This is a genomic window from Streptomyces sp. NPDC054841, assembly GCF_053611045.1.
The window spans coordinates 1-13,494 of the sequence record NZ_JBSGZO010000054.1 but is presented as its reverse complement, the minus strand read 5'-3'; the positions used below and the strand labels follow the sequence as shown (position 1 = coordinate 13,494).

At 69.9% G+C, this 13,494-nt stretch carries 12 protein-coding genes; 6 read left to right on the top strand and 6 right to left on the bottom strand.

Translation table 11 applies throughout. The features are described 5' to 3' along the window. Window positions 1-51: 51 nt before the first annotated feature. From ACWGI8_RS10900 to ACWGI8_RS10880, 5 genes are all read right to left on the bottom strand, one after another. A complete protein-coding gene (locus ACWGI8_RS10900) occupies window positions 52-1,899 on the bottom strand; it encodes an LpqB family beta-propeller domain-containing protein (protein WP_453659817.1) in 1,848 nt (615 codons plus the stop codon). Further along, window positions 1,889-3,925 carry an MtrAB system histidine kinase MtrB gene (gene mtrB / locus ACWGI8_RS10895; protein WP_453659815.1) on the bottom strand — a complete coding sequence of 679 codons (2,037 nt, stop codon included), beginning with the start codon at window positions 3,923-3,925 and terminating at the stop codon, window positions 1,889-1,891. The genes ACWGI8_RS10900 and mtrB overlap by 11 nt, the downstream gene beginning before the upstream one ends. Window position 3,926: 1 nt before the next feature. Then, window positions 3,927-4,616, bottom strand: coding sequence for a two-component system response regulator MtrA (mtrA, locus tag ACWGI8_RS10890; protein WP_351232597.1), 690 nt, complete (start codon window positions 4,614-4,616; stop codon window positions 3,927-3,929). A 251-nt stretch (window positions 4,617-4,867) separates the two neighbouring features. Then, window positions 4,868-5,533 carry a signal peptidase I gene (gene lepB / locus ACWGI8_RS10885; protein WP_453659813.1) on the bottom strand — a complete coding sequence of 222 codons (666 nt, stop codon included), beginning with the start codon at window positions 5,531-5,533 and terminating at the stop codon, window positions 4,868-4,870. A 258-nt stretch (window positions 5,534-5,791) separates the two neighbouring features. Beyond that, a complete protein-coding gene (locus ACWGI8_RS10880) occupies window positions 5,792-6,115 on the bottom strand; it encodes a hypothetical protein (RefSeq protein WP_453659812.1) in 324 nt (107 codons plus the stop codon). Here ACWGI8_RS10880 and ACWGI8_RS10875 point away from each other — a divergent pair. Further along, window positions 6,090-6,611, top strand: a complete 522-nt coding sequence (locus ACWGI8_RS10875) for a calcium-binding protein (protein ID WP_453659811.1) — start codon at window positions 6,090-6,092, stop codon at window positions 6,609-6,611. The genes ACWGI8_RS10880 and ACWGI8_RS10875 overlap by 26 nt on opposite strands. A gap of 83 nt (window positions 6,612-6,694) precedes the next feature. On the opposite strand, the gene mtnA is transcribed toward ACWGI8_RS10875, so the two are convergent. Then, a complete protein-coding gene (mtnA, locus tag ACWGI8_RS10870) occupies window positions 6,695-7,840 on the bottom strand; it encodes an S-methyl-5-thioribose-1-phosphate isomerase (protein ID WP_453659809.1) in 1,146 nt (381 codons plus the stop codon). 182 nt (window positions 7,841-8,022) lie between these two features. Between mtnA and ACWGI8_RS10865 the strand changes: the two genes are divergently transcribed. The 5 genes from ACWGI8_RS10865 to ACWGI8_RS10845 are packed head-to-tail and all read left to right on the top strand — an operon-like array spanning window position 8,023 to window position 13,433. Then, entirely contained in the window at window positions 8,023-9,237 is a 1,215-nt protein-coding gene (locus ACWGI8_RS10865) for a glycerophosphoryl diester phosphodiesterase membrane domain-containing protein (RefSeq protein ID WP_453659807.1), read from the top strand. Window positions 9,238-9,241: 4 nt separating this feature from the next. Further along, window positions 9,242-9,931 carry a DUF4129 domain-containing protein gene (locus ACWGI8_RS10860; protein ID WP_453659805.1) on the top strand — a complete coding sequence of 230 codons (690 nt, stop codon included), beginning with the start codon at window positions 9,242-9,244 and terminating at the stop codon, window positions 9,929-9,931. Further along, a complete protein-coding gene (locus ACWGI8_RS10855; protein ID WP_453659804.1) occupies window positions 9,928-11,130 on the top strand; it encodes a DUF4350 domain-containing protein in 1,203 nt (400 codons plus the stop codon). Before ACWGI8_RS10860 ends, ACWGI8_RS10855 begins: the two co-directional genes overlap by 4 nt. Further along, window positions 11,127-12,110 (top strand): AAA family ATPase, encoded by a 984-nt coding sequence (locus tag ACWGI8_RS10850; RefSeq protein ID WP_453659803.1) that lies wholly within the window; start codon window positions 11,127-11,129, stop codon window positions 12,108-12,110. Before ACWGI8_RS10855 ends, ACWGI8_RS10850 begins: the two co-directional genes overlap by 4 nt. A gap of 12 nt (window positions 12,111-12,122) precedes the next feature. After that, window positions 12,123-13,433, top strand: coding sequence for a DUF58 domain-containing protein (locus ACWGI8_RS10845; protein WP_453659802.1), 1,311 nt, complete (start codon window positions 12,123-12,125; stop codon window positions 13,431-13,433). The last annotated feature ends 61 nt before the right edge of the window (window positions 13,434-13,494 follow it).

Genomic DNA, 13,494 nt, shown 5'->3' with positions numbered 1-13,494 from the left:
AAAACTCCCGTGAGCACCCTGTGGAAAACCCCGCCGGAACAGGCCGGGGCCCTACCCCGGGTAGACCGGCGACGAGCCCTTCTCGATCATCGTCTGCCAGTTCGCGTTGGGCACGAGTCGCACCAGCTCGTCGTCGGAGACCGCCACCAGGTACTGTTCCTCGTCCTCTGTGGCGGCCACAGCCGACACCTTGTTCAGACCCGGCAGGCCACCGGCGGGCGTGAGGGAGCCGTCGGTCTGTATGTAGCGCACCTGCTGCACACCGCCGGCCTCCTTTCCGACCACGACAAGGCGGCTCGGGCCCGCCCAGGACAGGGCCGTCACCGACTCCAGCCGGGGCGCCGCGGCCTGCAGTTCCACCACCGAGACCGTCGAGTTCCCCGTGGCGTCCGTGTGCCGCTCGATCCGGCCGATCTTCAGGGTGCTCCTGCCGTCCTTGGCAAGCAGCATCGCTATCCGCACACCATCGGCCGACACCCGCAGCGACTCGATCCGAGCGCCGTCGAGCCCGGCGACCTTGACCTCCTGCTCTTTGCCCTGGCCGTTCGCCAGGCGCAGCAGTCGCGGATGGGCCGGATTCCGGTCGGCGACCCACAGATCGTTCCGGTCCCAGCTGGGCGCCGACAGCCGGTCCGTGGCCTCCGGAGCCTGACTCTGCACGAGCGGATCGGGCAGTGTCTCGTCGGACATGATCGACGTCGTGTAGAGGGACTTCCCGTCGTGCGAGACCGCCGCCGCGCGCTGCAGGTTCCGGGCCACGGCAACCGTGCTCAGGCGCAGCTCACCATTGCCGAACGGTCCCGGCACCATGGTCTTGTCGGTCTTCCTGGGCTTTGCCCCCACCACGGCCATCCGGCCGGCACCGTCGACGAAGTAGACGTTGTCCGGGCTCGCCGTGGAGCGCGCCGGAGCGTACGCCTCCGCCTGGTCGGAGTTGAGCACACACAGCTGAGACCCGTCGGCGCGCTGCAGCTCGACCTGCTCGACACGGGGCGACGTCAGGTCACGCAGGGTGAGCAGAATCTGTGTGGCCATCTTGTTGCACACGGTCCGCCCGACATTCGACGCCTTGTTGTTGAGGGGCACCTTCAGGGCGTTCTGATCGTCAGGTGTGAGGGACGTGATGCCCTTCTTCAGCCCCGTACCCGTGGGGAACGGGGCGTCCACCACCGGCTTCAGCCAGTCCGTCGGCCCTTCGAACAACGCCGACACCGTCTGTGAGACCGGGTCCATCCGCGTCACCGGATCCTGCCGCTGCCGGATGTACACCGGGTCGGCGACCACCGAGTGCTGCCCCGACGCGAAGTAGTACTTGTTGACGGAGCTGTAGTTGCGCAGGAAGTCGCTCTCCCCGAGCACCAGGCCCTGGGGCGCCGAGTCGATGCGCCATTCCTTGCCCTTGCCCTTGCCGTCCGGCCCGCTCTGCCGCACCAGGCGCAGCGTCCCGCCGTACTGGGTGGGCACAACGGACTTGTAGGCGTGCTGGTCCACCGTGGCGATCAGCTCGCCCGACAGCGGATAGCTGCGCTTGCTGTCGCGCTCGGCCACGGCCGGCGCTCCGGGGTCCGGCGCCTCGGTCAGCACCGTGACGAGCTCTTCCGGCCGCCATTCCTTGGACGCCCGCTTCGTCAAGTACTTACGTGCCGTCGCAAAGCTCGGATCATCACTGGTCATGGCCTCCAGGAAGCCGCCGACGATCTCCTCCGGGCTGGCGCCGTCGCGGGGCGGCACCGCGTAGACACGCACCTGCGAGTCCGCGCCCTTGGTGGCCCTCACCTGCTCCACGTCGCCACTGTCCGGCATCGACGCACATCCGGTCAGCAGGACGGCCGCGCAGACGAGCAGCGCCCACGCCCGTATGGCGCGCCTGTGGCCGTACCGACGAGCCTCAGCGCCCACGAGTCGTGTCCTCCCGCTCCGAAACCTGTCCCGGGACGGGGCCCACCGTCCCACCTTCACCCGCCCGCTCGCCCAGCGGACGGGCCACCACGCGGGCACCGCTGCCCGGCAGTGCTGCCGGGTCCACCGCCGCCTGCGGGGCGTGCGGCGGCCCCGGGGGCCGAGCCGGAACGGACAGCCTCGACCGGTCCGCGCCGGGCTGCGTCGGTACGGTCGACAGCCGCAGCGCGCTCTCGTTCGCCGCGTCGGCCGCGGCACGCTCACGGGCCCGCCGGGAGTCCTCGGGCTCCAGCGGTATCGGCGATCCGCGCAGCGGCTCGTCCGCGGTGCGCGGCAGGGTCAGCCGGAACTGCGAACCGCCGCCCGGCTCACCCCATGCCTGCAGCCAGCCGCCGTGCAGCCGCGCATCCTCGACCGCGATGGAGAGGCCGAGGCCCGTACCGCCGGTCGTACGCGCACGCGCCGGGTCGGCACGCCAGAAGCGGTTGAACACCCGGGTGGCCTCCCCGGGCTTGAGCCCCACCCCGTAGTCACGCACGGCCACGGCGACCGCTCCGCCCGCGGCCGCCAGCCGCACCACCACGTCGCGTCCCTCGCCGTGCTCCACGGCGTTGACCACCAGATTGCGCAGGACGCGCTCGATCCGCCGGGCATCGGCCTCGGCCACCACGGGCTGCTCGTCCCCGACCACCCGGATCCGGGTGCCCTTGCGCTCGGCCAGCGGCTCGGCGCCGCCGATCACCCTGCGCACGACCTCTCGCAGATCTATCGGCTCGGCCTCCAGCGCCGCCGCACCCGCGTCGAAGCGGCTGATCTCCAGCAGGTCGGCGAGCAGCGACTCGAACCGGTCCAGCTGATCCCCGAGCAGCTCCGCGGAGCGCGCGGTCACCGGATCGAAGTCACTGCGCGCCTCGTGGATGACATCGGCCGCCATCCGGACGGTCGTCAGCGGCGTACGCAGTTCGTGCGAGACGTCCGAGACGAACCGGCGCTGCATCCTGGAGAGCTCCTCCAGCTGCTGGATCTTGTGCTGGAGGTTCTGTGCCATCTTGTTGAAGGCCTCGCCCAGCCTGGCGATGTCGTCCTCGCCGGTGACCTTCATGCGCTCCTGGAGCCGTCCGGCGGACAGCCGCTCGGCGATCCCGGCAGCCATCCGTACGGGCGTGACGACCTGCCGGACCACCAGCCACGCGATGGCCCCGAGCAGGACGACCACGAACAGCCCGGCCGTCGCCAGCGTCCCCTTGACCAGGCTCAGGGACTCCTCCTCCTGCGTCAGCGGGAAGAGGTAGTAGAGCTCGTAGGAGTTGCCCGCGACGTCGTTGAGCCGTTTGCCGACCACCAGACCGGCCTCCGGCTCCTTCGAAACCGAATACTTGATCTTGGCGTACGTCTGGAACGTCCCCGTGCCCTGGGCGACCGAGCTGCGCAGAGCCTCGGGAACGCTGGTCACATCCACCTCGCCGGACGCCCGGGGAGCACGGCTCGGCCCGGCATCCTGGGAATCAGGACTCAGCGCCACCACGTGGTACGCGCCCTGGCCGCCACTGGCCAGATGCTTGACCAGCTCGGACCGCCAGTTCACGGAGCTCCGGCCGGGCCTGCCGTCCGTCGCGTCCCCGTCCTGACCACCGAGGGCGGACGGTCCGCTCGCGTCCTGCGCCGCCACGAATCCGCCGGCGGCCTGGCTCAGCGCCGCCTGTTCCTTGGCGTCCAGCAGACCGTTGCGCACCTGACCGATGACAACGAGCCCGAGCAGCAGCACCACACCGAGCGACATCAGCAGTGTGCCGGCGACGACCCGCAGCTGAATGTTCCGCCGCCACAACCGGACGGCGGGCAGCAGCGGACGGCGGACCCAGCGCACGACCAACCGGAGCACCGGCCCACCCGGTGCCCCGCCCTGCAACAGCCGTCCACCCTGGAACAGACGGCCGAATCGCCAAGACCCACGCCCGGGCCCGGCAGCCCGCCCCGTACGGACTCCCGGCCCCCCGGGCTTCGGAGCAGTGCTGCCCACGGCCACGTCAGCTCGGTCCGGCCTTGTAACCGACACCACGGACGGTCACCACGATCTCCGGCCGCTCCGGGTCCTTCTCGACCTTGGAGCGAAGCCGCTGCACATGCACGTTCACCAGCCGGGTGTCAGCGGCATGGCGGTACCCCCAGACCTGCTCGAGCAGCACCTCACGGGTGAACACCTGCCACGGCTTACGGGCCAGTGCGACGAGCAGATCGAACTCGAGCGGGGTCAGCGCGATCGACTGCCCGTCCCGCTTCACGGAGTGGCCGGCCACATCGATGACCAGGTCCCCGATCGCGAGCTGCTCGGGAGCCGGCTCCTCCGACCTGCGAAGCCGCGCCCGGATCCGGGCCACCAGCTCCTTCGGCTTGAACGGCTTGACGATGTAGTCATCGGCACCGGACTCCAGTCCGACCACCACATCGACGGTGTCGCTCTTGGCCGTCAGCATCACGATCGGCACACCCGACTCGGCCCTGATGAGCCGGCACACCTCGATGCCGTCACGGCCCGGCAGCATGAGATCCAGCAGCACCAGGTCCGGCTTGGCCTCCCGGAATGCGGCAAGTGCCTTGTCGCCGTCCGCTACGAACGACGGCTCGAACCCTTCACCACGCAGCACAATCCCGAGCATCTCGGCCAGTGCGGTGTCGTCGTCGACGACAAGGACACGTCCCTTCATATTCGACATCATCCCATTCTCGTAACGGTCACCGAAGCGCAGGTGAGGCAGCTCACTGGCCCGTGACGATAGTCGTATCCGATCGTCACTGTCTGCCCTCGTCCGCCGACGTTGCTGTCAGTGACGGATGTCAGTCCGTCGCACAAGGCCGGCCTGGCCACGCGTCTTCCGAGATCTGTCGATCCACGTCATCGACGACCTGCGGTGCCACTGCGTGTGCGCCCTCGTCTTCCAGTGGGCCGGAGCAACGACGTCAAGATCGCTTAGGCCACGGGCCACGCCGGCACAGCCGCGAGCGGCCGCCGGGCACGCCGTCCGGCCGCGTACCCCGCGATCCCCAGGCCGATCCCGACCAGGGTCAGCACGATCCCGAGGACCCCGAACGCCACCAACACCGCCGGCACAGTGAAACCCTTCTGCACTCGTCCGAGCACCCCGGAGGCCTCGACGCTGCCCGACTGCTCGTCGAGGAAGAACCGCGAGTCGTTCGAGTTCCCCCGGTGGTCGCCCAGCAGGAACAACCGCCCGTCCGGCACCTGCACGTCGTACGGTCCGGTTGCCGGGTTCACTTCGCCGCGCATCACATACGGTTCGTCGACCGGCTTCCCGTTCACCGTGATCCGATTTCCGTCGCACACCACGTGATCGCCGCCCATCCCGATGACCCGCTGCAGCACCGGTTCGCCCTGATAGCGATCGGGCACATGGACGAGTACGACATCACCCCGGCGTATCTCGCCCGCGTCGATGCGCTCGATGACCAGCCGCTCGCCCGGGCGATACGTGGGCTCCATCGCCTCGCTCATGACGGTGGCCCCCTGGTAATTCGTGAAGAAGTACCCGATGCCCCCCAGCGCCAGGACCAGCCCGAGCGGCACCAGTACCCAGGACGCGACTCTCAGCCCGCTGCCCACTCCCCGCCGCTGCATGAACACCCCTCCCTTGAACCGCCCGAGGCCAGGCGGACCAGCAGAGGCTAAACCGTCTCGGGCGGGAAAGGCACCTCACCCCAGGTCTGCCACCGCTTTCCCGGCGAGGCCGTGCGGGTGGCCACCGAAGGAGTGTTTATGGTGGCACGGTCTACCTGCCGTGACCTGCGAAAATGGCACGTGGGCGAATGCGGCCCCTCTGGGTGCCGGAGCGCGCTGGGCGACAGTGTGACTTTCTGTGAGGGACAGCTACGCACCTCACCCAGGAGGCAGCCGAGCCATGTTCGAGCCCCGCCCTTTTGACGACGACCGGCCGATGACGGCTCCAACTGGGTGCTCCGGCCGGCGCCGTGCCAGTGCCCGGTCGCTGCCCGCACTCATCGTTTTCGTCATCGGGGGGCTGTTCGTCTTTTCCACCTCCACAACGGTCGCCGCACCCGGACCGCTGAGGCGAGCCATGGAATCGACCACCTCGACCACCTCGAACACCACGAGCACCGCGAGCACCGCGAACACCTGGAACAACTCGACCTGTGAGGACGCCAGACCCACCAGAGTGGGCACTGAGAAGAACGACGTCATCGTCGGCACCCCCGGCAACGACGTGATCTTCGCGCTCGGAGGCAATGACACGGTCTACGCACTCGGGGGGAACGACCTCGTCTGCGGTGACTCGGGCAACGACACTCTCAACGGGGACAAGGACAACGATCAGCTCTTCGGTGGCTCGGGCGACGACCAGCTCTTCGGCGGCGGGGAGAACGACGACCTCCGCGGTGATTCGGGCAACGACGAGCTCCACGGTGAAACAGGCAACGACGAGCTTTCCGGTGGCTCGGGCAACGACCGGCTCCTTGCTTTCCTGGGCAACGACGCTTTGTTCGGTGGAAACGGCAACGACGAGCTCTTCGGCGGAAGGGGCAACGACGAGCTCTTCGGTAACGCGGGTAACGACCGGCTCTTCGGGGAGGCCCACGATGACGCCCTGGACGGCGGCTCCGGCACGAACCGCAACAATGGCGGACGCGGAATCAACACCTGCGTGAACCCAAGCGATGGCCCCGGCTGCAACGACTGAACCCAGGCGCGCCCGGGACGCGTGAGCCTGCGAATCGCCGCAGGTGGAGGGCCGTTTTCGTCGACTAGCGCGACATCATCCCATTAGCTGATCGTTACCTGGCGTGATCTGGAACACAGATCCACTATCGCTGCCCCCGTGACCGGGGAGATCGCCCCTTCTTCGGTGACGATCGCGGTCACCAGTTCGGGAGGCGTGACGTCGAATGCAGGGTTGTACGCCTGGGTTCCCAGCGGTGCCACCGGCAGCCCGGCGGCATCGGCACCCGCCGCCGCGACACCCAGTGCCTGCATCTCCGTCACTTCCTGCCCCGATCGCTGTTCCACCTCTATCGACGCTCCGTCCGCCGTCCGCAGATCCACCGTCGTGGTCGGCGCCACCACGATGAACGGCACATGGTGGTACTTGGCCAGCACCGCCAGCGGATAGCTCCCCACCTTGTTCGCCACAGAGCCGTCCGCCGCGATCCGGTCCGCCCCTATCAGGACGGCATCGACCTCTCCCGCCGAGAAGAGTGAGCCGGCCGCATTGTCCGTGAGCAAGGTGTAAGCCATCCCGTTTCTGGCCGCCTCGTACGCGGTGAGCCGGGCACCCTGCAGCAGCGGCCGCGTCTCGTCCACCCACAGCTTGCGCAGCCGGCCCTCCCGGTGCGCGGCGAGCGCCACCGCGAATGCCGTGCCCTCCCCGCCGGAGACCAGCCGCCCCGTGTTGCAGTGCGTCAGGATCCGATGACCGCCGCCTGGCAGCAGCTCGTCGAGCAGCGCCAGTCCGTGCCTCGCCATCCGCTCACTGGCCTCGGCGTCCTCCCGGTGCAGCTTCCGCGCCGCAGCGAGCGCGGCGCCCGCCGCCTCTTCCGCATCGGCGCCCTTGCCGACCGCCTCCTGGTACGCGGCGGCCGCCAGCCGTACGCCGTACCCGAGGTTGACCGCGGTGGGCCGCGCCTGCTCCAGCAGGGACGCCGCCTCCGCGACGTCGTACCCACGCGCCGCGGCCAGCGCCACACCGTAGGCGCCGGCGATCCCGAGCAGCGGCGCCCCACGCACAGCAAGATTCCGGATCGCCCGCACCAGCCCCGGCACGTCCGTACAGACCAGTTCGGCCTCTTCGGCGGGCAGCCGGGTCTGGTCGAGCAGGACCAGCACAGGGCCTTCCGGCGGCTCGTCCCAGCGCAGCGACGGCAGCCTTGGCGGCCCCTCAGCGGCCGGGGTTTGTGCGTAGTGATCAGCCATCCGCCCAGTCTGCCCGTTGGGACACCGACAATGAAGGTGAGAAGGAGATCCAGGGCCCGGCCCACCAGGGAGCGGCGCGTGGCACGATGGCTGCCAGCCGTCCGCCCCGATCCGTGGACGGGCTCCGTGACCGAACCGGCCTTGCGAGCCGGCCCCGCGACCAATCCATGAGGTGGACGACCGTGAACAACACTCCGGGCTGGACCTCGCCCGGGTCCGCCCCCTCCGACGGCCAGGGCTCCGAAGCGCCCGAGCCTGCTGACGCGACCGGTCCCCCCTCGAAGTGGTCCAAGGAGCAGCCGCCTGTCGGCCAGTGGGCTCCGCCGGCCCCTCCGGGCGACCGCCCTGTGCCTCCGGCACCCCAGCAGGGGTGGGGCGGCGGGCCGCAGCGCGGCGGCTGGGGACAGCCACCCGCCGCGAAGCCCGGGGTCATCCCGCTGCGCCCCCTGGGCGTCGGCGAGATCCTGGACGGCTCGGTGTCGACTCTTCGCGCGCAGTGGCGCACGGTGCTGGGCATCACGATCACCGTCTCGGTCATCACCCAGATCTGCGACATCCTCGTCCAGCGCTACCTCGTCCCGCCGGTACCCGCGGTGGACCAGAACGCGAGCCCCGAGGAAACCCTCCGGCAGACAGTGGACCAGCTCAACGCGACTCTCGTCGGGCTGGCTCCCGCCATGGCGATCACCCTGATCGCCACGCTCTTCACCACCGCACTGCTCACTGTGGTGATCAGCCGCTCGGTGCTGGGGCGACCCGTCACCCTCTCCGATGCCTGGCGCGAGGCACGGCCCAGGCTCCCGCATCTCCTCGGCCTGACCCTGCTGTTGCCGCTGATCGCCGCGGTCGTGATGACCGTGGCCATCCTTCCCGGACTGCTGCTGGGCTCCGCGGGGGGCGTCGCCCTCTCCATCCTGGGCGGAATCGTCGGTGTCGTCGTCATGCTCTGGCTGATGGTCCGCTTCGCCCTCGCATCGCCCGCGCTCATGCTGGAGCGGCAGGGAGTCGTACAGTCCATGCGCCGCTCCGCCAAGCTCGTGCGCGGAGCGTGGTGGCGGATCTTCGGCGTCCTGACCCTCACGCTGGTGCTGACCCTCCTCGTCTCGATGATCATCGCCATTCCGTTCACCTTGATCGCCTTCGCTGTCGACGGTGACGGCCTCAGCGGACTGCTCTCGGGCACCGCACCCGACTACGGCTGGCCCTTCCTGATCATCACCGGCATCGGCGCGGTGATCGGCTCGTCCATCACCTACCCGATCTCGGCCGGCGTCACGGTCCTCCTCTACGTGGACCAGCGCATCCGCCGCGAGGCCCTCGATCTGGAACTGGCCCGCGCCGCAGGCGTCCCCGGCTACGGATCTGCGGCACCGGGCGACGAGGCCTCCAGGAGCTGACGCAGTGTCCATCACGGGGGGCACGACCGCGGCGCGGCTGATGGTCCGCGCGAACGACGACGTACCGGTGGACATCCCGCGCGTACCCGCCCGGGAGGCGGCGGAGCGCGAGCTGAGCAAGCCGATGTACCACGAGAACGATCCGAACCTGCTCCAGCAAGGTCTCGACCGTTTCTGGGAATGGGTCGGCGACATCTTCGCCGCCGCATCGGGCGCTGCCCCCGGCGGTCCGCTGGGACTCGTCGTCATCGTGCTGATCGTGATCGCCCTGGTCGCCGCCCTGTGGTGGCGGCTCGGCACCCCCCATCGCACCCCCACAACCGGCGATTCGCTCTTCGACGACCGCCCTCGCAGCGCCGCCGAACACCGCGCGGCCGCCGAGACACACGCCGCCGCCGGACGCTGGAACCAAGCGGTCCAGGATCGAATGCGCGCCATCGTCCGCTCCCTCGAGGAACGGGCCCTCCTCGAGCCACGCCCAGGCCGCACCGCCGACGAGGCCGCCGGGGAAGCCGGTCGCTCCCTGCCGGGCCACGCCGACGCGCTGCGCATCGCGGCCCGCACCTTCGACGACGTCACATACGGCGGCCGCTCGGCCGACCAACAGGCGTACCGGCGCCTGAAGGACCTCGACGCCGATCTTGAGCGCGCCAAACCCCTCCTCGGCAACGCGGCCCAGGGAGCAGCCGAATGACCGGGGCCACGGCCGGCGCCGCCACCTCGGCGTCCCTCACCTCCCGTCAGATCTGGGCACGCTCCCGCGGTGTACTGCTCGTACTGGTCCTGCTCGTCGCCGCCGGCATCGCACTGGCCGCCGTGCGCTCCGGGGAGCAACACGGGCGCCTCGACCCGCGCTCCGCCGACCCCTACGGCAGCCGCGCCGTCGCCGAACTCCTCAAGGCCCAGGGCGTCTCCACCCACGTCGTCACCAGCCTCGACGAAGCCACTGCCGCCACGGGCCCCGACACCACGCTCCTGGTGGCCACTCCCGACTTGCTGACAGACCCTCAACAGGAGGCCCTGCACACGGCGATGGTCCCGTCGGGCGGTCGCTTGATCCTGGTCGCCCCAGGCCCGCCCTCCGTCGGCACACTCGCCCCCGGCGTACGGGCGAACAGGCCCGCATCCGTCTCGGCCCGCGAACCGCGCTGCACCTTTCCGGCCGCCCGGCGCGCCGGAAGCGCCGACATCGGTGGTGAGCGCTATACGACCGACGACCTCCCCAACGCCGAGGCCTGCTACCCGAGCGACGGGCTCCCCAGCCTGCTCAGGATCGAAGACTCCGGCGACGGCGACACCGTTCTGCTCGGCTCCTCCGACATCCTCCACAACGAACGTCTCGACAAGGAGGGCAATGCCTCGCTTGCCCTTCAACTCCTCGGCTCCCGGCCTCATCTCGTCTGGTACCTCCCCTCGCTCAGTGATGACTCCGCAGTGGACAACGGCACCGGTGACGGCGAGAGCGGCTTCGCCGAACTGATCCCCTCCGGCTGGCTGTGGGGGACCCTCCAGCTCGCAGTCGCCGCCGTACTCGCCGCTGTGTGGCGAGCCCGCCGACTGGGACCACTCGTGGCCGAACGGCTGCCTGTCGCCATCCGCGCCTCCGAGTCCGCCGAGGGCCGCGCCCGCCTCTATCGCAAGGCCAACGCCCGCGACCGCGCCGCCTCCGTACTCCGCCAGGCCACCCGCACCCGGCTCGCCCCTCTCCTGGGCGTCGCCCCCGCGGACGCCCATTCCCCCGATGCCCTCCTCCCGGCCGTCTCCGCACATCTCGCCGATGGCGACCGTGACCTCAGGACTCTGCTCTTCGGCCCGGCACCCGCCGACGATGCCGCTCTCATCCGCCTGGCTGACCAACTCGACACCCTCGAAAGAGAGGTACGCACTTCATGAGCGCCCCGACCCCCGAGACCGCTGGGAACTCGGACAACGCACGCGCTTCCCTGGAGGCCCTGCGCACCGAGATCGCGAAGGCCGTGGTCGGCCAGGACTCCGCAGTCACCGGACTCGTCGTCGCCCTGCTCTGCCGTGGCCACGTCCTCCTCGAAGGAGTCCCGGGCGTCGCCAAGACGCTCCTCGTCCGTGCCCTCGCCGCATCCCTCGAACTCGACACCAGGCGCGTCCAGTTCACCCCCGACCTCATGCCCAGCGACGTCACCGGTTCGCTCGTCTACGACGCACGGACCGCCGAGTTCTCCTTCCAGCCGGGTCCCGTCTTCACCAACCTGCTCCTCGCAGACGAGATCAACAGGACGCCGCCGAAGACCCAGTCGTCGCTCCTGGAGGCAATGGAGGAACGCCAGGTCACCGTCGACGGCACTCCGCGCGCCCTCCCAGACCCGTTCCTGGTCGCAGCGACGCAGAACCCGGTCGAGTACGAAGGCACATACCCCCTGCCCGAGGCCCAACTCGACCGCTTCCTGCTCAAGTTGACGGTCCCACTGCCCTCACGCGACGACGAGATCAACGTCCTCGCACGGCACGCCGAGGGTTTCAACCCCCGCGACCTCCAGGCCGCCGGCATCCGCCCCGTCGCCGGCCCCGCCGACCTCGAGGCCGCCCGCGCCTCCGTCGCCAAGACCTCGGTCTCCAGCGAGATCGCGGGCTACGTCGTCGATATCTGCCGTGCCACTCGTGAATCCCCCTCGCTCACTCTCGGCGTCTCCCCCCGAGGCGCCACCGCGCTGCTCTCCACCGCCAGGGCCTGGGCCTGGCTAACGGGCCGGGACTATGTAATTCCAGACGATGTGAAGGCCCTGGCCCTTCCCACTCTCCGGCATCGCATCCAGCTCCGTCCCGAGGCCGAGATGGAAGGAGTCACTGCTGACTCCGTCATCACCGCGATCCTCGCCCATGTCCCCGTCCCCCGCTGAGGCAGTGACCTGATGGCTCTCACCGGACGAACGGCTCTCCTCGCCGCCCTGGGCTCCATCCCCGTCGGTGTCTTCGCGCCGAGCTGGGCGGGGATGCTTGCCGTCAATGCACCGCTCTCAGTAGCAATTCTGTGCGACTACGCCCTGGCCGCACCAGTACGAACGCTCCAATTCACCCGAAGCGGTGAAACAGCCGTTCGACTCGGCGAAAGCGCGGAAGTTCAGCTCACCATCGCCAACCCGTCCGGTCGACGACTGCGCGCCCGCCTCCGGGATGCCTGGCCGCCCAGCAGCTGGGTCCCGGGCACGGAGCAGGCCGCCTCGCGCCACACCGTGACCGTGCCCGCCGGCGAGCGCCGCCGCATCTCCACGATCCTGCGACCCACCCGCCGCGGGGACCGCCACGCGGAACGCGTCACCGTCAGGTCGTACGGCCCGCTCGGGCTCGCCGCACGCCAGGGGAACCACCACGTGCCCTGGACGGTGCGCGTCCTGCCGCCCTTCACCAGTCGCAAGCACCTCCCCTCCCGGCTTGCCCGGCTACGCGAACTCGACGGCCGCACCAGTGTGCTCACCCGCGGCGAGGGGACCGAGTTCGACAGCCTCCGCGACTATGTACCGGGCGACGACACCCGTTCCATCGACTGGCGCGCGACCGCTCGCCAGACAACCGTCGCAGTGCGCACCTGGCGCCCCGAGCGGGACCGCCACATCCTCATCGTGCTGGACACAGGCCGCACATCGGCCGGCCGCGTCGGCGACGTCCCGCGGCTGGATGCCGCCATGGACGCCACGCTCCTCCTCACCGCGCTCGCCACTCGCGCAGGTGACCGAGTGGATCTCCTCGCGTACGACCGCCGCACCCGCGCCCAGGTCCAGGGCCGAGCAGCAGGGGACGTGCTTCCCGCAATGGTCGATGCGCTCGCCCCGCTCGAACCGGAACTGGTGGAGACGGACGCCCGCGGCCTCAGCGCCGCCGCGCTCAAGCAGGCACCGCGTCGCTCCCTGATCGTCCTGTTGACCAGCCTGGACGCCGCTCCGATCGAGGAGGGCCTGCTGCCCGTCCTCCCACAGCTCACTCAGCGCCACACGGTGCTCGTCGCCTCTGTGGCAGACCCTCACATCGAAAAGATGGCGGGCGATCGCGGCACCTTGGACGCGGTGTACGACGCCGCTGCCGGCACCCAGGCGCAGACCCAGCGCCGCCGCTCGGCCGAACAACTTCAGCGCCACGGTGTGACCGTCGTCGACGCCACCCCGGAGAATCTCGCGCCGGCCGTGGCCGACGCCTATCTGGCGCTGAAGGCCGCAGGACGTCTGTAGGACAACTCGTCGTATCGAGCGGGTTCAAGCGGAGGAAGTTCGCCCTCAGAAGGAAGGGCCC